Genomic DNA, 23,454 nt, shown 5'->3' on the forward strand with positions numbered 1-23,454 from the left:
TCCTGCATTAGAAGGAATCCTTCAAGATGCTGAGAAAACCATTAACGTGAAAAATACTCCGCTTCTAAAAAGCATTGCGGAAGATAAAAAAGAGAGTGTTCTCAGAAGATCTGAAAGTTCTAACAATAAGGGTACGGTTAAAGATGTACAGATTCCTTCAGTGAGAAATAATGAATTTAATAAATGGTTTGATAACTTATCTGTTGATGAATTCGAGGAAATGTGGAGTGTCCCTCAATTGAGAAGTAAAATAGAAGATAGGATTAGGCGTCCTGGAGGTTACCATGAGTGGCATCTAGTTGCTAGAACACCAAAGTTTAAACAATGGGGCGTAAGTATGGACGATATAAAAGAAATGAGGTCTTTAACTAAAGATGTTGAATTTGTAAATCCCCCTGGCCGTCATGGAAGGCGAGGATCTACAAAGGCTCATAATGAAATTTTAAAAATAATTGATACTGCTCCTGACTATGATAGTTTTGTTAAAAGACTAAATGAATGGGCTAGCAACAGAATGAAGAATGGTGTTATGGATTTACCAGAAGGATTAAGGAGGTAATAGGTTATGAACAATGATGTTTCTTTGTGGTTAGGAAACTTTCCAAACTTTGATGAGCTAGAAAAATATACTGAAGTAAAATATGATGAAGATGGAGATAGTATTCCTTCCACTTTTGAAAAGGATTTTAAATTAGGCTACTATGATAGAGATTTAATAGAGAAGGATTGGATACCAGATAATGAAGATGATATAGAAGAGCTTCTAATAGATTTTTCATATGATGATCAGCTGATAAAGCAGTTTAAAGATGTTAAACTAAGTTCTAAGTATAATACCATTATTTTGATTTACAACTACAATTATGTTAAAGACGGTAGAGCTATAAATTCAGTAAGCAATAATGAATATGAACTTAATTTTATAGGTACAGCTGAATATGTAGACTAGATTAATATTCCTTCTTGGTGCAATAAGGCACCTGATTGTTAAAACAACTACGGGTGCTTTTTTGTATACTTTTGTGTAAGATAGCTAGTTGGGCCCCCATTTTTAGAGGGCCTTTTTATATTACTTCAATTTCGCTTCAATTTCCGCCTTAGTTTTCGGCCCGTAGATACCATCAGCTTTTAACCCATTCATTTGCTGGAATCGTCTGACGGCATCGGCTGTTTTCGGTCCATAATAGCTATCGATACCAAAGTTTTTGGCTTTCTTATCCGGATAGAAATGCAACGCAGCTAAAGCTGTTTGAATCTGTTCAACGGCAGCACTGTGCATTAATGGGCTTTTCACTTTGAAAATGCCAGAAGGCAGATTAAAGGATGATTTCTTTTTGCTTGAGCTTGATTTTTTAACTGTCTTAGATGAAGTTGTTTTCTTGCTTGATGTTTTGCCGCCAAGCGCTTTTAATTCAGCATCAATCGCCGCTTTAACTTCATTCCAACGTCCCTCGTCTAAAATGCGATGCGGGCAATACTTTCCGCTCCAGTCTTGATGCTTCCGTACACGATCAATACCCCAGCCACGTTCTTTAAGCAGCTGAGCAACAAACTTGATAGCCAACTTTTCGGCATCCCTGTATTCAGGTCCTCCCGACTTGCTGTAGCAAATTTCAACACCGATAGACTTACGGTTCCCGGTACCGTTTGTTCCGTCCCCTGTGTGCCATGCATTGCGATCTGTCGGGATGCCCTGTCTTACCTCTTTGTCATCAACTGCAAAGTGAAAACTCGTTGAATTGGTATTTCCGATCATATAGCTGACCTCATTAGCAGCAGGTGCATCATTGTAAGTGTTATGAATGGTGATGTATTCAGCGTCCATGTGATTAGGGCATTTCAAGCCGTATTTTGCTTCTGATACAAGATTCTTTTTCACTGCAATTGTCATGAGTATCTCTCCTATTCTGTTTTTAAATTAAAAGAGCCGCTGGATTACCCAGCAGCTTGTTCATCTTTTTTTTTTGTTTGTTCGTTTTCTTCTTCAATTACATGAAGTCGGTCCGTAATTGCAGCCGGAATCTTTACGCCGATCTGTGCCAGGTTCTCCGTAATAGAAAGCCCTTCATTGGCGATATAAAAAAGAACGGTTCCAAATGTGAGAACACCATTCAGGTTGAGAATTGTATCAATAATGTTTGCCACAATAACCACCAAAAAGCTGAGCATCTTCCGGACGTAACCGAACCAAGCGCTCCGGCTCCGTAGCTTCTTAAATTTCCATGCCTTGATTACTCCTGTTATGACGTCAATAATGCTGAGGACCAGTAATAAATCGAGATATTTAACACCTCCGAACAGGTAGATCCTCGCTAAATCCAATGTTTCAAAATTGATAAACACAGTCGTTTCCTCCATTTCGTTTGATCACCTCCTTAGAGGCAAAATAAAAAAGCCGCTTCTCCGCCGCTTAGTTTTTTTGATGATTTGGTTTTACTGGACCTTTCAAGTTGTTGAGGTTCTTTTCTAACTTCTCAATATGCTCCTCAAGCTCTTTTATTTTCTTAGTTTTTTTACCATTGTCATATTGAAGATCAAGTATTATATCTTCTGCTCGTACCCATTTTTGTTGATAAACAAAAGCTTTTTCCTTTACTATTTCTATTGTTGTTTTCAGTTCTTCAATACTTAATGGTTGTTCATTGTTTTTAGATTCCTGCATTTTTCATTCTCCCCTCGATACTTTCAACTTTTTGCTTTAAACCTTTAACAATAGGAATCAATAGAGTTATGAGCCTGTCGTACATAAGGCCCTCAATTTCTCTTTTTCCGTCTTTGTTCAGTTCTCCATAGCTCACAAATTCGGAAAGCCCTGCCGCCTCTACATCTTCGGCAATTAAACCAGGGATTCTTGTAATATAAGGAGCTTCCTCTTCAGGTGTGTCTCCTTTTCCGTTCGCTAAATTTTCAGCATAATTTTCAACGGTATTTTTGTCGTACCACGTTTTCGGTATCAACTCTAAAACCCGATCATATTTATCAGATGGAAATTCTTCAATATCAAGCTTATATTTACTTGCTGACGTTACGCGGCCGAGTGTTCCATATGAGGTGATATGAACATTAGCAGCACTTGAGTATGTTCGGTTGTAAATAGCTTTTGAGACTACTTGCGGACCTGAGCCATCTTTTCTAATTGTAAAATCACCCCCATAAAGCCCGCCGCCCTTTAGGATCAAATCTTCATCTGTAAATACTTCTAAACTTTTTGAAGATTGGCCTTTAATAGATCTTGTGTCAGACATAGATAAGCCATTTTTACCGCCTCGTATAGATATTCCACCATTCCCACCTTCTATAGATATTGCAGTTTGCCCTCTTAAAATAAGAGATTTATCAGCAAATATATGCATCTCAGGGCCAAGAATTTGCATAAAATCGGAGTTTCGCGCATCAAAATTGGCGTATTTTTTCCCACTGTTAAGACCTGACCATATACTCAAAGACTTACTCCCTGATATGTTCATCTGAACCCTAGAAAAAGGATCGGAACCTCCAAGAATTTTATCATTACAAAGTAAATCCATTGAGGCGTACCCTGTTTGCGATGTATTGCCAGACATCTTAATGGACGCATCTTCTAAATCCAAAAATCTCAATGGTTGATCTGTTCCGCCTTCTCTGCTCCCTGTTATCATTGAAATTTTCCCGGTCGTTATCTCCATTTTGTCGTATCTTTCAAAAGGCTTTAAAGTAGTCGAATAGTTTCTGCGTTGGTATATCTTATTGCCTTCAATATAAGAAGTATACGCGGTTGATTCATTCAACGGTTCAAAGCGCCCGCCCTTAATCAGAGATCCTGTAATATCAATAGCTTTGATTGTCCCAGACGTAATTTTGTCGGCTGACAAACTCCCAATCTTTGCATTGGTGATAGCCCCATTAATAATATGTGCAGTATCAATAATCGCTGTCTTTAAATGTGCTTTTGTTATCGCTGCATTTTGAATTGCTGCTGTTCCTATTGCCGCCTCAGCGATTTTTGCCGATGTAATTGCTGCATCTGCTATTTTTGCTGAATTGATGGCAGCGTTTTGTATGTGGGCTGATCCAATAGCAGCATTTGCAATAAAATCAGATGTAACGGAACCATCAGTCAAAAGTACATCGAAAGGGCTGAAGGTGTATTCTTTTTTAACAAGACCCCTTCTGATTTGAAGTTTCCGAATAGAAAAAGATCCAGCTACAGCTACGTCTCCAACGCTACCACCCAGCAACAAATGAATAGTGTCGCTTGATAATGGTGATTCGAAAGACAGATCCACACGAACAAATTGATCCGCAGGGTTTTTAGTCAGATCTGAAATACTCGATGTATTAATCAGGTTATTTTCAGAGCTTGAATTAGTGGATCTGAAATTTAAATAAGTTATGCCAGGTATATCGCCGCGTTTTAGCTCAAATGAGATGGTATAAGTCTGACCCTTTACTAAAGATAGTGTTTTTCTTGGCGATGTACTTATTCCGAATAAGGCGTTATCCGTTTTTGTTTTAGTTGCTGTTACTTCATTGTGTTCGCCGTTTTTCACAACGGATATACTGGCACTATTAAGACCGGTAATATCGCTTGCTCTTAGCAATGAACCCGGCAAAATATTAGCCTCTGAAAAATCACGTGAGAGCTTATCTGCTGTTACCGCCAAGTCTGCCAATCGGTCTGCTGTTACTGCACCAAATAAAATATCATCAGTCAGTATTCGCTGGGTAGTGGCCGAGAACTCATCTGTAAAATCGCTTGCTGTGCCTCTTGTATTGATTGCTCGAAGGCGGTAATACCAAACTTCATTCACGCCTGTAAAATGCTCATATCCGCTTGTTTTCCCACGAAAAATCCTGTTTTCTGTTAGAGGTGTGAACCCCTTGATCTGAGAAGCATAAATTTCATAGGCAGCAATATAGCTCGATGGATCATAGTCCCATGTTAAGGTGATATTTTGAAACATTGACTTTACTTCAACATTTTTAGGCACCGGTGGTTTTTTATCCGGGAAACTGCCATCAGTGACTTCGCCAGCGTCCGGCTTTCTTTCCCATGTACCACGATTCTTGTCGAGTATATTTTCTATCTGATCAATCCGATCATCACCTTGGAGCACCGATAAAAACTGCCCTATTTCCACAACGCAGGTATTGTCTGGATCTGTGATGTCATATTCCATTGATATAATGCGCTGCGACGTTTCTATCGGAATAGCAAAATTTCGGTCTATGGCAATTGTTGTATCGCCCAGCTCAACGTGCTCGTGCTCATAACCTGGTACATTCTGAAGCAACTGAACTGAAAGCTCATAATTCACCTCAGTTTTTGATGCTGTCGTAATGAGATGATTGTATGTGGCTTTTAAAAGCTCCGCTGGATCAGTTATATCTTCATTGTTGTACTGTCCTTCTCTGTGGATCAATTCACCGTTTTTAAGGCGTCCCAGCCTTTTTAATAGATCTGGATCGCCGACCCATTCCTGACCCAGTGGTTTATCAACTGGATCACCTTTTGATTTCTTCCACTCTACTTCTGAGAAGTCAATAAACCGCGAATAACCGCCCGTCTCCTCCCCGTCTTCGTCTGTTGAAGCAATAGAGGCACCATATCCCCAAAGAGCTGTCAATGGGTAGCTGATGACCGTTCTTTTAATATTCTCTGTATCTTTATCTATCTCAAAGCGTTTCCCGCTATCTTTTCCTCGTCGTGGCAATATCTTGATAATTCTCTTTGTGATCTTGTTTCCGTCAAACTCGATAGAATCTTGAAGCTCGCCGCCCCAGATGTTTATCACTTCGGCAATACACTCTAAAGCTGTTTTCTTATAAAACGTGGTGGAGTTTGTGCCGAGTTCAGCACTTACCTCAGCAACCCACCGAGAACGGGCAAGCACGTTGTCTAAAACAAATTTTGCTGTTTTGTCAGTTGGCCGGAAGTCTTTCACAAAGGTTTCTGCCAGCTCCATCATGGCAGCTTCACATGTTACTAGAGTGTTAACCTCTGAGTTTTCGTCTGTATCATCAAGTTCCTTAATCACAAACAATCGGAGAATGCCGTCTTTATCTCTAAAAACAACCTGATTCTCTTCAAACAAATAGCGCGCATCAGGATGGGAAGCATCTGCTACAAAAGAAAAAGAAGAGCCTTTATTCAGCTCTTCTTTGTATTTGGCATCCCAAAACCTGCACGCTTCTTGTCCGTCGCTGGACAGCACTGTCAGGACTTGATCATCTGGTGAAAGAATATACATGTCAGCCATTAACGGACCTCCTTACAAATAAGCCTCATCGAATTTGATGCTGCTTGCGTGGCTTAACTTCAATTTTGTTGGTACTTTTGGTGGCAGCGTGAACCACTCAGATTGTATTTGCAGAGCAGTCATGATTAATTTGCCGCTACATGTCACTTTTCTCTTTGATGAATCAATAATGAGAGTGTCACCGGCGATGAAGTTGTAAACGACTTTTATTTTCTTAGAAACAGATCCATCACCATTTAAAATAGCTACCTCATATGAAGTGGCCGCTTCTTTAAAAACACATTCGATTTTTGGTTCAATCTCCGCATACCCCGGGTTTGTGAAAACCTGCACTCCGGCATTCAGTTCTGATTCCGCAGCCGCTCCATACTTTTTAGGATCAGGGCAGATAAAGGTCAATGTTGCCTGTTGAAAGCCACCCTGCTCCTCGCTTTCAGATACACTCTCAAATATTGCATAATAAGTTCTGTCTGGCTCATCATGGAAAACGAGTGGTTTCGGTTCGTCTGCATGCAGAATATAAGTCAGTTCTTCTTGTTTCTTCTTCAATTCTTCTTCACTGCTGAATGCAAAAAGAACATCTATGGTTATCGTTCTAATTGGTAGTCTGGTGCCCCGATAGAAACCGCCTGGACGGTTCCCAATCGTGGCTGTATTTACCTCTCGGCTCATTACTCCCCGGCCAGTGGTTGATTTCACATAAAAGAAGGGTGAAATATCGATCCCATTGAATGTGATTTTCCATTGGTTGGGCAAAAGCTCCTGATAGTTGATCAATTAAATCTCACCCTCCTTGCATTTGATCTTTTTTGTGCGTCTGTCACAGGCTTTTCTACACCTTGTCCGACTTTCTTGCTGTCCATTTCAACAATGATAGTCCTTTCAGGTAACTCAAGGTTTTTGACATCTGCACTCAATTCTTTTCTGACAGTGCCCAAATCGCTTCTAGATATGGATGTATCGTAAGCAAGATTCATATCTTTCTGCTCAATATACATGGCATCGCTGATTGTACTTATTGCATTCTGAACTGCATTGATCCCATACTGAATCCCCGCTGCTATATTAGTAGAAACCGTATTGCCTATATCGAAGCTTTGAAGAGTTGTCTTCTTTTCTATCGTCTGAAGCATCTTGCTGTAAGTGTCTACAGCAGTGTTTTGGGCTTCAAAACTAATAATTGTACTGCTTACTTTATTGTTCACTTCCACCGCAGCCGCTCTCTGTGCAATCTTAGCCGTGCTGGCTGCAGCCGATTTCACTTTGGCCTGCGATTTATCAATACCAGCTGCCATACCTGTGCCGACGTGATAACCGACCTTATCGCGCATAACCCTTGATGGCGAGTGAATTCCTAGAAGTTTTTTCATGCCATTAGGGATTGCATTTGCCATCGATTTCACTTTGCTGGCTAATGCCCCCGCCATGCCGCTGATACCGTTTATCAGGCCTTGGATAATATTGCGGCCAATGGTTTTCAGGTTGATTCCTTTGAAAAACTTCATCACGCTATTCCAGATACTCACTATCTTTTCTCGGGTCGCAATTATGCGATTTGCGATCTGATTCTTCATGTAAAGGAAGGCATTTGACGCTGCTGATTTTATCCCGTTCCAGATGGATTGAACCTTACTCTTAATTGCATTCCAAGTGCTAAGGATTTTTTCACGTGTCGCCAAAATCCGGTTTGCTATTTGGTTCTTCATGTACAAAAAGGCTGCAGATGCGGCTGACTTCAACCCATTCCATATTGAAGACACTTTACTCTTTATGGCATTCCATGTACTGAGTATCTTTTCTCTAGTTGCTAGGATTCTGTTTGCAATCTGGTTTTTCATATAGAGAAACGCTGCAGATGCGGCGCTTTTCAAACCGTTCCAAACTTTAGTAACTGAGTTTTTAATCCCATTCCAGACTTTTGAGGCGAATGATTTAACGGCATTCCAAACCGTCATAATTACCTTTTTTTGCAGCTCAAAATTTGCCTTTAAAAGTGTGACGAGAGCCGACCACACTTTCGATGCTGCATTCTTAATGCCTGTCCACGCTGATGAAAGCCACTTAGAAACAGCGCCCCAGACTTTGACTGTATAAGCCTTGATCTTATCCCAGTTCGCGATGATGAGGACAACCAGACCCACTACAGCCGCTGTGATCCATCCAATAGGACCCATAGCAATGACCCAAGACGCTGCCATTCTCGCTGCGTTTGCAGCCGCCTGAGCCGCAAGAATCACGAGACGTTTTCCGAAGGCGATCATTTGAGTGATTCCAGCTGCCAACATAGATGCAAATGAACTGATTTGTGCTGCCGTCCACGCCGCCGCCATTCTCGCAGCTTGAGCAACAGATTGAGCAGCCATGACAACCATCTGTTTGATCCAAAGGCCCATCTGCACTATCCCAGCTTTAAGGGAAGTGACAAAAGAGCTTATTTTCATAATTGTCCATGCCGTTGCAGTTCGTGTTGCCTGTGCAATGGACTGCGCCGCCATAACAGTCATATTCTTGATCCACAGACCCATTTGAACTATGCCGCTCTTTAAGGAAGATACAAGAGCAGAGATTTTCATAGCTGTCCAAGATGCTGCCATTTTTACGCCATTTGCTGTGGCTTGAGCAGCCATGACCGTGTATTTTGCAATGAATCGACCAATAGCTGCAGTGGCTCCTTTTAATTGAGCTATCAATCCGGCTAACTTAATGCCGGCAGCTGTATCTTTGAACCCACGCAAGTATTGAGCAGCGTCTTTAAAATCTTTAAATCCATTTGTTACTGCACTAACAGCAGCCATTGCAGGAACTAACGCTCTTAGTGCGCCCAGTAATGAAATGCCCACCGCGATAAATTGCCCGATAGCAGGGTTAGCTTGCATTGCTGCATTTGTGAATTTTAAAAACCCGTTTACCGTTTGTAAGATGGTTTGCCCTAACGGAGCCATACCAACGAGCAAATTGATGATTGTTTTGGCGATTTCACCAATCGTACTCCAAACAGTCGGACCGTTCGTTTTGATGTAGTCAATAAACGACTGAAATTCTTTTGTTTTCGTGACGCTGCCGGCCCATTCATTAAACCTTTGAGTCATGTTAACAAGAGATGTCATCATGTCCTGAGACATCGGGGCAAAACCGGTAAACAACTTTGTCAGACCGACTGATAAGTTCCCGATGATCTGCAGCAACTTAGGACCGTTTGTTTTGACATATTCTATAAACGTTTGGAACTTCTTAGATGAACCTAAATTGGCTGACCACTTCACCCATGAAGCCGTGGCCTTTTCCAAACTGGCCGACATGTCATTCCCAAGAGGACCAAAAGCAACAATCAGATTCATAACTGTTCTGAGGACGTTGCCGGCTATTTTTCCAAACGTTACGAAAGCCTGGCCAGCATTTTTGTTCATGTAATCTATAAAGCGCCGCATGTCGGTATCTTTAAACGCCGCATTCATGCTTTTAGCTAATGTAACGCCGCCATTTGCCACGCTTTTGAACATAGGTCTTAAACTATTCAGAACGCCCTTAAACGTCGTCAGCGAGCTCGTGAACGTTTTTAAAATCGGTTTCTGTACAGATTGAGCAATGCTCTGCCAATTTGCTTTAAAATCTTCTAAAGTATCAAGGGCTTTCTTCTCTTCTTTTCCGAGAGATTGCTGGATAGCCTTGATCTTCTCCATGATTTTTGCACGTTCTTTGGCGTCAGTGGTTTCATCCAGTTTTTCTTGAAGCTTTTTCAAGTCCTCAGATGCTTTAAAAACACCACTTAATGAAGAAACCGCCAGCGCCCCGAATGAAGCAGCTCCTGTTCCTGCTACTGCAAAAGCACTTCCGAGTCCCATAACTCCACCAGCTGCCACACCAAGCATCGGGCCCAGTGAACCTATAGCGCCAGTAATGCTGGCAAGAACCGGAGAAATCGCAGGCAACGCAGAGGTGAAAGCCCCTGCAAGTGAATGGCCTATTACAGTAGAAACGGAGTTAGTGATTTTCGCCAGACGATTCATAGAGTTTTCAAATCGATCAGTACGGGCCTCAATAAAGATCCATACTCTGTTAGGTAAGGATCTCGTCTCAGTTTGTGCAGTAGCGACTGCGCGAGTTAAATCTGAAGTATCCCCGTTAATGTTGGTTGTAACCCTGTTGGGCAACGATGCAAGTTCTGTCCTTGCCGCTGATACCGCTCGCTGTACGTCGTCAGAGTCTGCGTCTAAATCGACTCGAGTTCTCTGATGCCGATGAATAAAGTTGTCGATCTGCTGCTCTGCTTGTCTGACTCGCGCTTGGAAGCTTGCGGTTTCTGCTTCAACTTCAACAGTATGAGTATCAGCCATTCGCCGCAACATGTCATTGACTCGGTCCATACTTCTGTTGAATCTCTGCGTCTGAGCTTCTACAACAGCAGTAAGCCTCTCGATCATGCCCTCACCCCTTTTCTTTGGATTGTTTTCCGAAATAAGACCGCACAGCGTCATTTAACATCTGCACGCCTTTTGCTCTCGGACCAAGCTTGTTTACGTCTGATTCACGCCATTTGTTTTCCTCGCTTGTCAGAGAACGCTCAAGCTCTCTGCGCGCTTTTCTAGCGTCAAACATCTTTGATTCTTTTGGTCTCTTTTCGTTTAATGCATAGCGATGAAACATAGCATTTCTCGCCAGTAACTCTATCTCATCAATTTCACGCAGTTTGGCTGCTTTTAGCTTTCGTTTATACTCGTTTGGAGTCCATGACATAATGACATCGTTGTCATAGACACCCATCCAACGAGCTGCATTTTCAATTACTTGGAGATAGTCGATCCCGTCTTCTCTTTGTACGCTTCTTCCATCGTCTCCAGCATGTCCTTGTTCATTTCGTCTTCCTCCAGACGCTTCGCTTCCATTTCTGGAGTCTCGTTCGGGCTGACCTTTTTCGGTTTCGCCAGCTTGTTCATCATCTTCCATTGCTGACGAATCTTTCCTTTGAAAAAACCCGCTGAATCCAGTGTTTTAAAAGCTTCTTTCACCATTTCATCAACGGCGTTGCCAGTTTCATCTTCTTCGATGATCTTGGCAATAGCATCCTCAATCTGCTCGACAGAAGGTTTGCCTTTTTTCAAGTGAGCAAGTGCGCAATCCCAAAATGCAGAAAGATAAACAGCATCATCGTTCAGTAAACTGTTGTAAATCGTTAATGTGCCGCCTGATTTGTCACCGTTTTTATCTTCTTTCGCATATTTCTCATTTGCTGTTCTATCAAAAGCGAAATCACAACGTGCAGCATAATCTTTTCCGTCAATTGTTAAATGAGCCATATTTAAAACCTCCAAAATTTTGTATTAAAAAGAGCCCTGGCAACAGCCGGGCTCCTATGCTTCTTCTTTATTTGTGCGGGAATGGTACTTTAGGTCGTAACCGCTTGTGTTTGCGTAACAATTTCAGTCATCGAGGATTCTCCCGCATCGTTCACAGCAGAGACATTGACCGTCAGTTTCGTGTCGGCTGCAATTCCTGTCAAGGTGTGGGATGTACCTGTGACAGTAGCATCAAGCTTCTTGTCCGCTCCTCTATACACTTTGTATGACGTTGCCCCATCTACCGCATCCCATTTCACGGTCACGCTGTCAGTAGTAGCCGTGAACGATAGATTTTGGGGCGCCTTAGGGTGTAGTTGTTGTTTTGCCGTTCTCGCCAAACTGCATGAACTTTTTCGCACCCGCAGAAGATCTGATCTGATCAATTAATTCTTGAGGCAGAGGATCAAGTTCCCCTTTACGAGTCTTACCGAGTACAGGCAAGGTTGTTGAAACCTCAATAAATCCATCTTGTGGAGCGCTTTTCTCTAAACTCTCAATGATTGCATGTCCATATTCTGAATCATGCTTTTGGTTTGCGTTCTTATTCAGGTTTACTTTCCATACCTGAACTGTCTCTTCGTTATCATAAGCGTCTTCAATTGCAGATTGCCCTGGATCATTGGTAGCAGCATAATAAGTCAGCTCAAAGTTCTCTGATTTAGGACCGTAACCAACGATTCGGCCAGACTTTGTTGATTCATCTTTTGTATCTTGTTCTTTTGTATGACTGCCTTCTGTTTGGAAAGCAATAAATAGGCCTTCATTTGAAGTAGCATTCATCGGTTGAACAAAGTAAACCTCATCAATACCATTCAATAAATCTGACATTTTGTTCATCCTCTCAATTGTTTATTGTGTACCGCATCCTGAGAATGCCGTGCCGGGTGTAACCATCAATGTCGGTGATCACCTGCATGCCGCGCATCTCAGAACGACATAAAGAAAAGCCCTCTATTTCTAGGGGCTCTCTCGTTATTGCTTGTAGCATCAAATCAAGGATCTGCATCGCTTCTTTTTTGCCGTTGTAGTCGCTCCAGCAATGGAGAACAACATTGATGATTTCACCTTTAGACGTTTTTGTTTCAAATGGCGAAACGTCATCATCGCCTGTTGTCACATATGGCTTTTTCTGATCTTTCGAGACTGCATCAAGCACACCAGTGACGCGTGCATTCAGCTCTTCATCAGTTGATAGCCTTTGAAATATAGCCGTCTGCAACGGCCACATGGCTGACCGCATAATGACAGCCCCTTTCTATCACATTTGACTGGCGAAGTACCGCATACCTTCCTCAATAGACGGATTCCAGAACGGCTGGGCCCGCATCCCCCGCGTCATAACCCACTGGTTAAGCTTGGTATCATAATAGACCCAAGGAGTCTGCCGGCCGCCGCCCGATTCGCTATAAATCCCTGTTCCATACTCTACATACCAAGTTGTTATCGTATGGCTTTTTATCCATACTTCTTACTGTCACCAGCAAGTTCGGCGTACATTTTCAACCAATAAAAAAGACAACCTTTACTGGTTGCCGGACACTCTTGGGAACATTATATTTATTCAGTTCCTACGCTCTACGGTGCTTGGTAGCCTTTCGCAATCTACCAAGTTACCTCGGTGTTGGCTTTTTGTAGAATCTTCTAACTCCGAGGGGCCTGATAACATCTTCGCCTTTATCTCCACGTGAGAGACGAGCATAGATCGTTTTAACTGGAATTCCATACAACTTTTCTAAATCTAACGGTGAATATTTCTTTCCATTAATCAATACCAACTTACTAGAAGTTTTATTTGAAGCTTGTTTAGCAGCTGGAATCCATGTGCAATTAGAAGGTTTGTAATCACCGTTAACATCGATACGTTCAATAGTCATATTATCGTTATAACCATTAGCATGAGCCCACTCAGAAAAATTAAGGTAGCTTGCTAACCACTCATCACAGATTTTGATACCACGCTCACCATAATTTTTATACTTATCGTTATTTTTGTAATAGCAACGTTTCTTCATGTTTTCCCATATATAATATAGTCGTGTATCTGCTTCACCATGAATTTTCCGGGCTTTACTTATAGCCTCTTTTTGTAAACAACCGCAGCTTTTTGTGTGACCATTTAAGACATCTGCCGCTCTTCCAATTCTTGTTCCACCACAATCACATTTCATATACCAATATGGAGTCCTTTCACCTGAAGAAGATACATGCACATGGTCTATTGAAACAAATGTTAATCTGCCGTATTTTTCACCTGAACGATCTTTGAAATTCCCTTTTACAAACCTTCCGTTTCGATCTCTCATTTGTATAATCATCTCCTATAAGATAATTATACACCAACATACGCCTATTACCCCGTAATTCTACATAAGAAGCTTTCCACCGATTTTGCCCAGTTTATTACCCCGTTATTACTAACAAGGACGGCGTACGTTTCACCGCATAATCAGCACCAACAGAAATAACGGCCGTTAAGCCGCCGTCACGATAGTCGATTTCTATTGAATTTTTCAAGTTCCCGCCGTCGATCATGGCCGTTGGAGCATTTAAAACGGCGTTGCTGTAAATCAGCTCGGCCGTGTCAGTTACTATCCGTTTGGCTTCTTCAATCACATTGCTCCTGAACTCCTCAGTAACTCTACGCATTTGCCTGACCCATCTGCCGCTAACTCTTGCCATCAGGCTCCAGCACCCCCGATACCTGACATTTCAGATTCAAGACTTCATGCATGCCGCCTTGATCAATTGGCTCTGATTTGAGAATGAGAATTTTATTTTCATAAATGATCCTCATTGTCTTCTCGATATCAGTCCGATAAGGGAAATACACGTTGCATTCTATCGGGTTTTGCAGCTGCTGAGCCTGATAAAATTCTCGGGAACTGACGCCACTGACTAAAGCTTCTGTTGTGATGTAGTCAACGTAACCTTCTTCATAACCACCGCCGCCGTCCGGCACCTTACCCATCCGCTGAAACGTGATTTCGTGGGGGAATTCCTCATAAATCATTTAACTCTCAGCCTTCGATATGGCGTAAGGTGTTTTGTGATGTACCGAGGAAATTCTGTATTGTACGAATACGATACATCCCCCATGCTTCTTCCCGAGAGTCCAGAAGGATTCATGTTATATTCTGCAGCCTTCGCAACAAAAAGCTTCACGCCAGCTGGTAAAGCCTCCGGATCGAAAGTGTTGCTACAAAAATCACTGGCAGACTCAATCAAAATAGGGACTATTTCAGACAAATATTCGTCATGCCGATCTGTCTTAATCCCTGTCATTCGCTTTACTTGTCCGATGTCCACTGGATCACCTACTCTTCACCTAAGATAATCTTGATCAGTTCATCTTTAGGCGCTTTAGGGTCAAAATCATATTCATTCTCTTTCAAGAAAGCAATAATCTCATCTTTGTTTACTTTCTGCAGTTGAGCCTCAGTCATATCAAAAAGATCGGCAGCTGGCTTTTTGATTTCATCCACTCTCTTAAAGCCAATATGTGAGTAAACCACCTCAAAAGCCTTTTCAGTGCATTCAATTGTTTTGGAACCGTTAGATGCTTTCATATCACGCGCTTCCTCCTTCCAGTGCTTTCAGGCGGTTTTCAATATCAGTGAGTTTGGCAATTACATCATCACCAAGCTTAGCTAACGTAACAGCCTTTGCAGCGATATTTGCGTTTTGCACACTGCTGGATCCAATATTTCGACTTTGAACAGAACCATCACCAATATTGATGTTTTTCACTTCTCCGTCGCCAATCATTTGAGAAGTGATGCTTTTAGCAGCAGGCGTTGAACCGGGCAAGCCGGTCACTTTTGCGCCTGATTTGATCTCTAATTCGCCGCCGATCACCAATTTGTCGCCGTTATTTGTTTTATAGTTTTTAGATGTGTATCCCATACGCTTACGCCCCCGTTGCTGGAGTAATAGCTGCAAACGCATCATCAGTCAATGTCATGAAACCGACTTGCTGAGTCACACGAAGAGCAACCATGTCACGCTCATACAAGTTGATTGGGTTTCCGTCTGCATCAACAATTGTTGTCAATGTTGCATCCTCAGAGATTTTGTATTCCATGCCTTGAGGGATGCCGTAACGTGTGTAATTCCAGTCAGCCGCAAGTAATGCCGCTTTTTCGTAATCCCATGACTTAGAATCGGCATATCCGATCGGAAGACCCAGCGCCTGTTGAGTTGCGCCGCCAGTTGCATCGTTGAAGATCGGAAGCCCGTTACCATCCTTAGTACCGCGAAGTTTTTGACGGAATCGGCGTGTTGTTGTAAAGCCGTTTACATCCTTATCCGCATCCTCAACTAACGCTATTACTCCATTAAGCTCGTCATATAGGTTGCCAAGTGAGTTTAAAGCAACAGTGTTACCAGATTCCTTGATTTTTTCAAATACAGAAACACCTTGACCAAATGGTGAATCGACACCGAATAACGCAGCCTGATCGAATTTAATAGCAAAGGCTTCAGCGATAGACGAACGCATTTGTGTAAAGAAATCTGTTACAGAGTAACGCAAGAATTCTTTAGAAACAGGGATGATGACACCCAATTTCTTTGAAATCATTTTTGCTGTTAACCATTGGGCCTTAGACGTTTGAATTCTATCGCCCTCTCCAACCCAGTATGCTCCTGGCCCAGAAGCCAAGTATGTGAATTCTTTCTCCGGCTTGGTCATTTCTTCATATTTTGCGAGTTTCGTGACAGCAGATTGAGTCATAAACTCTTTTAAAACTAGAGTTCCTTGTTCGGACGGGACCTTCCCGTTTACTGCGTCTTGCATCAATGCATTGTTTGGATTAAATGTTGGCATATTTATAGCCCTCCTTATTTTCTAATACTTGCTTCAGCTGCAAGCGAGCTAATATCTAAACTTTGATTTGTCGGTTCATTGCTGCCGGACTGAACATCACGGCCATTCTCTTGGAACTTGGATTCAATCGCCTTTTGAAGTGCAGCATTGTATTTCTCTTCGAATGCTCCGAGGTTCTTCATCGTTGATTCTTCATCATCGCCGATAAAGAATTCCACTACATCTGCCGGCAGTTGCTTTTCAGAAGCATAAGAGACAGCTTTGTTTAAAAGCTTTTCACGTTGTGCTGCTGTCTTTTGATCTTCCAGCTCCTTTTCCAGCTTCCTGATACGCTTTTGTTCCTCTGTTTCTTCCGGATAAAGCTCTTTTACCTTTGCATCAACCAGAGCATCGAGGTTGTTCGCCTTCCATGTCTCAAGGCCTTTCGTAAAATGTGAATCCAATCGAGGCTGTATAAGTCGTTTCCCTTCGTCTGTTTCAAGGAACCCTTCCACCTTATCTGCTGATACGGCCGAAAGTTCTCCTACAAATGCTTTTACTTCTTCGTTCTCTTTATTTTCTTCGAGAAATTTTTTCACTTCGTCTAATGTTGGCATTACAGTTCTTCCTCCTTCGCCCTCTACAGTGCGCGCCTGTTATGAGTGCATGAAAAATAAGCCTTTTAACGTCATGCTCAGGACAAAATAGAAAAGCAGCTTTATAGTGACTTCCCAACCCATTCTATTTTTTGAATTTCTCTGATAGGATAACTGTAATTTCCATCGTTAATGTAACCTTCTTCAGCTGAAAGAGCACCTTTATTCATGTCCATCAAAATTTGTTTACTCACATATGCGGTTAAAACCGCTTTTTCACCACTTTTTAGATGTAATACAGCATGATTGATCTTTTCCATCATCATTTCCCCTTTTTCTCAATGGATTTGTACCACTCTTCATAGGTTTGATATGGGATAGTCTCGCCAGCGCCATTGCCACGCTTACGGGCCCTTCTTGTATCCGGCAGCACGCCGTTTACTTTGAAAGCAATCGTACAACGGCAGTTAATATCATCCTTGGCATTATTCATATGCCCCGGAGCCGGCCCGACGCCGCCATATATTGATTTGAATAGCCCATTTCGTTCAACAGTCTTGCCATCAAGCTTCCTGTGACCGGAACGAGTCTTCAGATCAAGAGTTGCATTCCACATCTTTTCGAGTTTGCTCTTTTTAGAAGCCTGCTCAGCGCTTCTCATCCTCGCCGAAACTTGTACCCTATGAGTCTCTGTTCTCGCCACGTCACGAGCCTTTCTGCGGGCAAATTCGGTCGTTTGCTCAATACGCCGGGCAATCTTCGAGTAATCTTCACCAGCTTGAATGCCTTGAGCAATTGAAATCTGTATTTGTCTCACATAGTCATCTCTGTGGCGCTTATATAAGGCTGAGAGAGTCAATTCAGCTATCGGGTTTAATATGGCCTGCTTGATTACTTCGACAGTAGGAATGCTGAAGCCTAAGTCGACCGCAGCTTCCATCTCGTACAAATAGGCAGAGCGCATGTAACTCTCAAGGAATTGTTTAGCAGCCAAAGCCTCAACGATTGTGAGGATAGTTTTGAATGCCTTACTGGATTCCTCAGTCATGCGTTCCATTTCTTTTTTAAACCTGTTGTATTTATTCATATCAGCCATAGATAGCTGACCATCTCTGCTGTATTTCGCATAAAGGGCCGCGATTTGTTGATTGATCTCTTTCAGCCGTTGAGCAAAAACGACATCAATCTTTTTCGCGTCCTCTGTGATCATGTCATCCAGGTACTTATCAATATCATTCTGGTTCATCTTCATCACCGCCCGTATCTGTTTCGATATCAGTCAACGGTGGCATGCTGTTCCTGTACTCTTCTTCCTCCTCTTTCATCTTATGAAGCTCATACTGAACATCATCGACAAAGGACAAGAGAGAAAGGCGTGTTTCTTCGCTGATTAATCCTTTAAGCTGCGATGTTGTCTGTGCCTCTTCAAGAACGTTGGCTGGAAGGTTACGCTTGAATCCGAACCATACTTTCAAATAATCTTCTGCTTTAGCTTTGTTTTTCGTTGCCCAAGCTGAAAAGATCAACTTGTATTGATAACGGAGGGCAGCAGTCATTTTCCGTTCCATCGTGATGCATTTATTCTCAAGCGCCATCAATTTAAATTTCATTGCAACGCCAGTGACATTCCCGCCAAATGATTCATCAGAGAAATTGACCGACTTTGCAAAACGGAGAATGTTTTCTTCCAGACGGTTCAAATGATTTTCAATAATTGCGTCGTTTATATCCTTTGTCAGATAGCTGACATCGTCTTTTTCATCGTAGAGTTCAAGAATCCCAGTCTTTTTAAGTTGCTGGAGTGTGTCCTCATCGGCTCCCAGTCCCTTTAGGATCAAGTACGCCAATCTGTACTGCTCAATTTCATTTGAGGCGTCTGACAGTGTCCGGTCATAGGCATCAATAAGAGACAATACCTTCTCGGCATCGCCTTTGAGCTCTTTATTGTTTGCCAGCCCGAATAAAGGGCAGCCATCGAACATATGAGGCTGTTTGTTGTCCAAGTTAAAAGTTGAACTATCCTTCGTACTGAAATAATAAATCGTTTTGCTATCGTAAAATTCCGCTTTTTGCTGCCCGTTATATGTCTCGTAATAACGCAAAGCATATTCTGGTTCATGAATATTCCCATCGCTGAGGAAAACCGCTTCCCACGGTTCAATATTTTTGACTCTTTCATTACCGTTCCGGTCGATATATGCAAGCCGCGCTCCATAGCCGCAAATGGTAGCCATCTTTCCCCATTCACTATCTTCGTCAGCAATATTATTCAGAGTGTTGAAATCATCAATCATCTGTTTTCCGGCAGAAGTAGTGCCCGCCTCTCGCTTATCGTCAAATTCATAAGTGATCGGGTGCCCGAAGAGATAGCCCACCTTCGTATCAACAATGTCTGAATCAAATGAGTTATTAAGCTTGTTATTGACCTTATGATCTATCCGCTTAACGTGACCTGTCTCGAAATCCTCATATTCAATGGCTTCTCTGGTTAGGATTGGTACACCCTGAACCTCCGCCTTGTAACGGTCATACAAGTTTTTCATTCTATCATGATCACTTTTATGTGCTTCAATGATTTCTGCAATCAATTCAGGTGTAATTCCTGAAGCTCTGATCTTATCTATTAAGTGATTCACCTGATCACCCCTTTCCTTTGCGTCTCATTGGTTTGTTGTGCGTATAAAGGGCATAACGTATGGAGTCCAGAACATCGTCCCATTCCTTAACCGGTTCGCCTGTCTTCTGATTCCAGACATACATAAAGATTTCTTTTTTAAACCGGTCAACTTTATCTGCAACGACAAAAAGCTGTTCTTGTTTGAACAGCCGTGCCACTTCCTCTATACCGGATACGACAGCTTTATCAGCATTGATGGCCCGAAGTTTTTCACGTCGGAAACGAATAATATGTTCAGGCCGAGCTGTATCACAATAGAAATTAATGTTGCCATACCGCTCTTCGATGTCCTTTGCTACCTTCACCCAATAGTCAATCTCTTCGTGCTGCTTGCAATGTTCTTCGAGCAAATAAAAACACCCTTGGTCATCTTGTCCGATTACGACAATAGAACCCGGGTGCTCATATCCCCAGTCAACGCCAGCAAAGTATTTTGTAAACCTGCCCTGTTTCTCTTTTAACTGGTCTGAACTGATATAGTGCTTGTCTTTGTTGAAATCCTTGTATATTACGCCTTCCGGAGCAACCCAATAGCCGTAAATGTCCCGGTCTGTAAACATGCCGCTCGGTGTTGAAGCAACAATACTTTCGACATACTCAGGATCAAGAAAATTGTTATCAAACAAGGAGAAGTGAAAAGATCGGATGTTCAGCCGGCCGTTTTTCAGCCGCTGCCCGTCTTTGTCGATATAGTCCGTTTTGACAGTGTGCATCGGATTTTCAGGGTTTGTATCCATCATGACCATTGCACCCTTATAGGAGCAACGGGAAATAACTTCTTTCACGAATGAATCATGCAGGGCCGTCGCTTCGTTTAAGAATGCGCCAGCTGACGTGAAACCCCGCGCCTTTTTCCATGAGTCTGCATTTGCGCCGTCAAAGCAATAAACACGGTTGCCGAATATCTCAACGGCATTCGACTTGTCGAGCCTCAATTCTTTGCCCAGAATCAATTCCATATCGTTCAAGATATTCCGCTTTATAGAAGCCTGAGTTGCCCCGCCGATGATAAAGGATAGCCCCATGTTTTGATACTTGCTTATGTGCCCGAGGAACGTCAAAAGGAGCACGAATGTTTTCCCTGCCCTTTTCGCCCCGCTGCATATTAAGATTTTTGGCTGCTCTTCAATAAAGCTGTTCCATACTTCTTGTTGCTTGGAGTTAAGTTCCATGAGGTTTCACCATCTTCCGCAACATGGCAGCAACTTCATTTTCTTGAGAGTTTCCGTTATCACCGTCAATATCTTTCTTCGCCTTCTCGATATTCAAGCGCATTTGCTCCAATTTAAGGCGCCGCTCATCTGCTTCATGAGCCAGCTGGTCAAACTGTTTAATCAAGCCCCTTAGCTCTCCCATTGCCCGAGATTGGGCATTCAGGAATGTAGCATGACGATCCCAAGCAAATTGTATTTCAAGCTCTTCTTCAGCAATAGACTTTTCAAAATACTCGTTGCCATCTTCGTCCTCTTGAGGTTGATAAACGTATTTCGCCTTTTTCAGCTCTTTCACAAGATCATCTTTATCCTGAACGAACATAATTCGCTGCGCCCTGATAATGGCTGCATATTGAATCTGAATTTGATCCCATATTATATCGGCAGGCGAACGCTCCTGAATCTCTTCCATGATCTCAAGAGTTTCTTCTGGCAGGAATTTAGAGAAAAAGCCGTGAGTTACAGCGTTTTGATTCCTCTGTGGTGCGCCGCCGTTGTTCCCTAATGCATTCTTATTGCCGGGTGGTGCGCCTGCCTTTTTTGTGTGCACCCTTTTTTCAGTGGGTGCACCCTTTTTTCTTTCCCAACCATGCCGCTGTTTCCACGATTTTATGGTGTTCACTGACACCCCGTATTTCTCGGCAAGGGCCTTGTATTTCATACCTTTGACGTAATCTTTCTGCGCCTGAATGTGCTTCTCAGCCATCTACATTCACCGCCGCCCCCTTTTGAATTGAGTTGTTTTGGAAAAGATATTCCCTCTAAACCACCACCGTGCTCAAGCCGTTAACCGCCAATTGTCTATCCTGAGACTTACCGGAAGCAGTTTACAGAGAATATAAAAAAGCACCCCGAAGGATGCTTTTAATTAATTGCCCTTAACTTCGTCAGGGACATAATCGAGTAATACCTGCATAATCCAAATGAAGTGCCAAGGAGCAAGGTTTTGTCCTAGATTTTCTTTTAGTTCATTCAAAAGCTTCTCGATAGATTCGCCCAACACAATATTATTATTACTCTTTGCTTTTTGTAACGCATGTTCTAAAGTGTTGATTATTTTAGAGTATTCATTATTTTTATCTGAAATATAATATCCACTTTGTTCTGCCAATGTTCTCACCTCCCACCTTATTATCGGTTAAGGAGTATGACAAAGGAACCATTTGCAAAATTTGTCGAACGAAAGCGCCCTTCATAAATAGGTGGCAGTCGTAAGACAAAAAACCACTTTGAATCACTAATATCTATAAGGTATTTTAGATTTATTAACTGAGTTTTCATCAAGATGGTCATAACCATTGACTTCTAAAAATTTCAGTATTCCGTCTTTTGCTATATCCATATTATTCTTTGGACCAATTGTTAAACCTTTAATTGCCTTTTTATCATGAATTGGCACTGTGAGATAAGGAATAAAAGTACCATTTGAAACTCTACAAGAATAGTCTAAGTATTGCGACTTCCAACTTTTAGGGACTAATGCTATTCTATACTCCTCTTCCTGAGAAAAACATGAATCCTTAAAAAATATAGAAAAAGTTTTTACCAAAAGTGCTAAAACCCCATCCTGAAAACCCCATTCGTAACTCAAATCACTCAAATCAAGGTCAGGCTTATCTGATTTGCTTTGAAAAAACATGGTTACTCCAATAAACTTACTCATTAGTTCCACTATAATTTTCTTTTGTACTTTTTTATCGTAAATAACAGGGAATTTCAATAAATTATAATTATCCAATTTTAATTCATTGAATAAATTTTTGGGGTCAAGGATAATATTATAACCATCATTATTTGTATAATTAGACCAAAGTAAATTTGAATCTGAATTTGTAGTAAGTGACATTACATAGACTGGTTTTTTTAAATCCTCAGATCCTATAGCATAATTAAAATGATCTAAAAAATTGTCTTTTGATTTACCACAAATGTCTGATATTACCTCTTCGCACAAATTGTAAGTATACCAAAGTTCATTTTTATCATTTAAAAAATTTGCATCAGATAACCAGAATTCTTGACGTTTTAAAATCCCTTCAACTCCATAGATATTTGTATAATGATAGAGTGATTTTATTTTCTTTTTGCTTTTTAATTTAGAAATAAGATAGTCTAAATCATGTTCAGTATCTATTTTTTCGGGTTTAATATCTGTTAATTTCATACCTTACCCTCCCAGTTTATTATCGGTGAAATTGTAAGGATAGGAACCATTTGCAAAATTTGTCGAACGAAAGCACCCTTTAGCTACGGGTGCTCATTTCTTCCTATGCTTTTGGAATTCCAATATATCCTCTTTAATAAAAAGCCTGTCCCTCGGCATTTCTTTAACCGGTTCAAGTTGACCGGTTTTAATTAGCTGATTAAGATATTGACGAGTAAAGCCCAATATTTCAATTGCTTCACTTGTATTAACGATCTCCTCATTCAAAAACTTTTTAATTGCATCACGTTCTTTAAGGCTGTACACCAAGCATCACCCTCTTTTTTCTCGATATTTTTGATAAAGGGAAATTGACTTTTCCACAATTGAAACAGCAAACAAAATAATTATGCATATATCTAAAGTTGTCTTTAATGGACTGGCT

The 23,454-nt window shown here is 41.6% G+C and carries 27 protein-coding genes and 3 pseudogenes; 2 read left to right on the forward strand and 28 right to left on the reverse strand.

The features are described from left to right. Together V756_RS1000000124060 and V756_RS0105920 are read left to right on the forward strand one after the other, a co-directional pair. Nucleotides 1-559 (forward strand): annotated as a pseudogene (locus V756_RS1000000124060) (hypothetical protein); the annotation flags it as partial. Nucleotides 560-565: 6 nt separating this feature from the next. Then, entirely contained in the window at nucleotides 566-949 is a 384-nt protein-coding gene (locus V756_RS0105920) for an immunity 22 family protein (RefSeq protein WP_024713876.1), read from the forward strand. 120 nt (nucleotides 950-1,069) lie between these two features. Here the strand turns inward: V756_RS0105920 and V756_RS0105925 are convergent, their stop codons facing one another. From V756_RS0105925 to V756_RS0106055, 28 genes and pseudogenes are all read right to left on the reverse strand, one after another. After that, nucleotides 1,070-1,891, reverse strand: coding sequence for a peptidoglycan recognition protein family protein (locus V756_RS0105925; RefSeq protein WP_024713877.1), 822 nt, complete (start codon nucleotides 1,889-1,891; stop codon nucleotides 1,070-1,072). Nucleotides 1,892-1,935: 44 nt separating this feature from the next. Continuing rightward, a complete protein-coding gene (locus V756_RS0105930) occupies nucleotides 1,936-2,358 on the reverse strand; it encodes a phage holin family protein (protein WP_024713878.1) in 423 nt (140 codons plus the stop codon). 52 nt (nucleotides 2,359-2,410) lie between these two features. Further along, entirely contained in the window at nucleotides 2,411-2,662 is a 252-nt protein-coding gene (locus V756_RS0105935) for a hypothetical protein (RefSeq protein WP_024713879.1), read from the reverse strand. Next, complete coding sequence (locus V756_RS0105940) at nucleotides 2,649-6,239, reverse strand: phage tail spike protein (RefSeq protein ID WP_024713880.1); 3,591 nt, start codon at nucleotides 6,237-6,239, stop codon at nucleotides 2,649-2,651. Before V756_RS0105940 ends, V756_RS0105935 begins: the two co-directional genes overlap by 14 nt. A gap of 12 nt (nucleotides 6,240-6,251) precedes the next feature. Further along, nucleotides 6,252-7,016, reverse strand: coding sequence for a distal tail protein Dit (locus V756_RS0105945; RefSeq protein WP_024713881.1), 765 nt, complete (start codon nucleotides 7,014-7,016; stop codon nucleotides 6,252-6,254). Further along, a complete protein-coding gene (locus V756_RS0105950; RefSeq protein WP_024713882.1) occupies nucleotides 7,013-10,660 on the reverse strand; it encodes a phage tail family protein in 3,648 nt (1,215 codons plus the stop codon). The genes V756_RS0105945 and V756_RS0105950 overlap by 4 nt, the downstream gene beginning before the upstream one ends. A 4-nt stretch (nucleotides 10,661-10,664) precedes the next feature. Beyond that, the gene (locus V756_RS0105955; protein ID WP_250620083.1) at nucleotides 10,665-11,000 is read right to left on the reverse strand and encodes a hypothetical protein; all 336 of its coding nucleotides are present in this window, start codon (nucleotides 10,998-11,000) and stop codon (nucleotides 10,665-10,667) included. 20 nt (nucleotides 11,001-11,020) lie between these two features. Continuing rightward, complete coding sequence (locus V756_RS0105960; RefSeq protein ID WP_024713884.1) at nucleotides 11,021-11,533, reverse strand: tail assembly chaperone; 513 nt, start codon at nucleotides 11,531-11,533, stop codon at nucleotides 11,021-11,023. 89 nt (nucleotides 11,534-11,622) lie between these two features. Beyond that, nucleotides 11,623-11,913 carry a fibronectin type III domain-containing protein gene (locus tag V756_RS01000000121910; RefSeq protein ID WP_032681804.1) on the reverse strand — a complete coding sequence of 97 codons (291 nt, stop codon included), beginning with the start codon at nucleotides 11,911-11,913 and terminating at the stop codon, nucleotides 11,623-11,625. Then, the gene (locus tag V756_RS0105970) at nucleotides 11,879-12,403 is read right to left on the reverse strand and encodes a phage major tail protein, TP901-1 family (RefSeq protein WP_024713886.1); all 525 of its coding nucleotides are present in this window, start codon (nucleotides 12,401-12,403) and stop codon (nucleotides 11,879-11,881) included. The genes V756_RS01000000121910 and V756_RS0105970 overlap by 35 nt, the downstream gene beginning before the upstream one ends. A gap of 13 nt (nucleotides 12,404-12,416) precedes the next feature. After that, nucleotides 12,417-12,815 carry a DUF3168 domain-containing protein gene (locus V756_RS0105975; RefSeq protein ID WP_010329801.1) on the reverse strand — a complete coding sequence of 133 codons (399 nt, stop codon included), beginning with the start codon at nucleotides 12,813-12,815 and terminating at the stop codon, nucleotides 12,417-12,419. An 18-nt stretch (nucleotides 12,816-12,833) separates the two neighbouring features. Continuing rightward, nucleotides 12,834-13,007, reverse strand: a pseudogene (locus V756_RS1000000124285) (HK97 gp10 family phage protein); the annotation flags it as partial. Between the two features lie 178 nt (nucleotides 13,008-13,185). Continuing rightward, nucleotides 13,186-13,878, reverse strand: a complete 693-nt coding sequence (locus V756_RS0105980; protein WP_024713887.1) for a hypothetical protein — start codon at nucleotides 13,876-13,878, stop codon at nucleotides 13,186-13,188. Nucleotides 13,879-14,011: 133 nt separating this feature from the next. Beyond that, nucleotides 14,012-14,254, reverse strand: a pseudogene (locus tag V756_RS01000000121915) (HK97 gp10 family phage protein); the annotation flags it as partial. Further along, entirely contained in the window at nucleotides 14,241-14,585 is a 345-nt protein-coding gene (locus V756_RS0105990) for a phage head closure protein (protein ID WP_024713889.1), read from the reverse strand. The pseudogene V756_RS01000000121915 and the gene V756_RS0105990, both read right to left, overlap by 14 nt. Next, nucleotides 14,582-14,881, reverse strand: coding sequence for a phage head-tail connector protein (locus V756_RS0105995; RefSeq protein WP_024713890.1), 300 nt, complete (start codon nucleotides 14,879-14,881; stop codon nucleotides 14,582-14,584). Before V756_RS0105995 ends, V756_RS0105990 begins: the two co-directional genes overlap by 4 nt. An 8-nt stretch (nucleotides 14,882-14,889) precedes the next feature. Then, entirely contained in the window at nucleotides 14,890-15,141 is a 252-nt protein-coding gene (locus tag V756_RS0106000) for a hypothetical protein (protein ID WP_024713891.1), read from the reverse strand. 1 nt (nucleotide 15,142) lies between these two features. Beyond that, a complete protein-coding gene (locus tag V756_RS0106005) occupies nucleotides 15,143-15,478 on the reverse strand; it encodes a hypothetical protein (protein WP_024713892.1) in 336 nt (111 codons plus the stop codon). Nucleotides 15,479-15,482: 4 nt separating this feature from the next. Beyond that, nucleotides 15,483-16,400 carry a phage major capsid protein gene (locus V756_RS0106010; RefSeq protein WP_024713893.1) on the reverse strand — a complete coding sequence of 306 codons (918 nt, stop codon included), beginning with the start codon at nucleotides 16,398-16,400 and terminating at the stop codon, nucleotides 15,483-15,485. Between the two features lie 14 nt (nucleotides 16,401-16,414). Further along, a complete protein-coding gene (locus tag V756_RS0106015; RefSeq protein WP_024713894.1) occupies nucleotides 16,415-16,996 on the reverse strand; it encodes a DUF4355 domain-containing protein in 582 nt (193 codons plus the stop codon). Between the two features lie 101 nt (nucleotides 16,997-17,097). Next, nucleotides 17,098-17,295, reverse strand: coding sequence for a hypothetical protein (locus V756_RS0106020; RefSeq protein ID WP_024713895.1), 198 nt, complete (start codon nucleotides 17,293-17,295; stop codon nucleotides 17,098-17,100). A 2-nt stretch (nucleotides 17,296-17,297) separates the two neighbouring features. Then, the gene (locus V756_RS0106025) at nucleotides 17,298-18,221 is read right to left on the reverse strand and encodes a phage minor head protein (RefSeq protein WP_024713896.1); all 924 of its coding nucleotides are present in this window, start codon (nucleotides 18,219-18,221) and stop codon (nucleotides 17,298-17,300) included. Beyond that, nucleotides 18,208-19,611 carry a phage portal protein gene (locus V756_RS0106030; RefSeq protein ID WP_024713897.1) on the reverse strand — a complete coding sequence of 468 codons (1,404 nt, stop codon included), beginning with the start codon at nucleotides 19,609-19,611 and terminating at the stop codon, nucleotides 18,208-18,210. The genes V756_RS0106025 and V756_RS0106030 overlap by 14 nt, the downstream gene beginning before the upstream one ends. Before the next feature lie 4 nt (nucleotides 19,612-19,615). Further along, complete coding sequence (locus V756_RS0106035; RefSeq protein WP_024713898.1) at nucleotides 19,616-20,824, reverse strand: PBSX family phage terminase large subunit; 1,209 nt, start codon at nucleotides 20,822-20,824, stop codon at nucleotides 19,616-19,618. Next, nucleotides 20,814-21,572 carry a phage terminase small subunit gene (gene terS / locus V756_RS0106040; RefSeq protein ID WP_024713899.1) on the reverse strand — a complete coding sequence of 253 codons (759 nt, stop codon included), beginning with the start codon at nucleotides 21,570-21,572 and terminating at the stop codon, nucleotides 20,814-20,816. Before terS ends, V756_RS0106035 begins: the two co-directional genes overlap by 11 nt. A 162-nt stretch (nucleotides 21,573-21,734) precedes the next feature. Then, nucleotides 21,735-21,977 carry a hypothetical protein gene (locus tag V756_RS0106045; protein WP_024713900.1) on the reverse strand — a complete coding sequence of 81 codons (243 nt, stop codon included), beginning with the start codon at nucleotides 21,975-21,977 and terminating at the stop codon, nucleotides 21,735-21,737. A 126-nt stretch (nucleotides 21,978-22,103) separates the two neighbouring features. Further along, nucleotides 22,104-23,030, reverse strand: coding sequence for a DUF2971 domain-containing protein (locus V756_RS0106050; protein WP_024713901.1), 927 nt, complete (start codon nucleotides 23,028-23,030; stop codon nucleotides 22,104-22,106). Nucleotides 23,031-23,123: 93 nt separating this feature from the next. Further along, the gene (locus tag V756_RS0106055; RefSeq protein WP_024713902.1) at nucleotides 23,124-23,336 is read right to left on the reverse strand and encodes a helix-turn-helix domain-containing protein; all 213 of its coding nucleotides are present in this window, start codon (nucleotides 23,334-23,336) and stop codon (nucleotides 23,124-23,126) included. Nucleotides 23,337-23,454: the final 118 nt, after the last annotated feature.

The organism is Bacillus tequilensis KCTC 13622 (assembly GCF_000507145.1).
GTDB lineage: Bacteria > Bacillota > Bacilli > Bacillales > Bacillaceae > Bacillus > Bacillus tequilensis.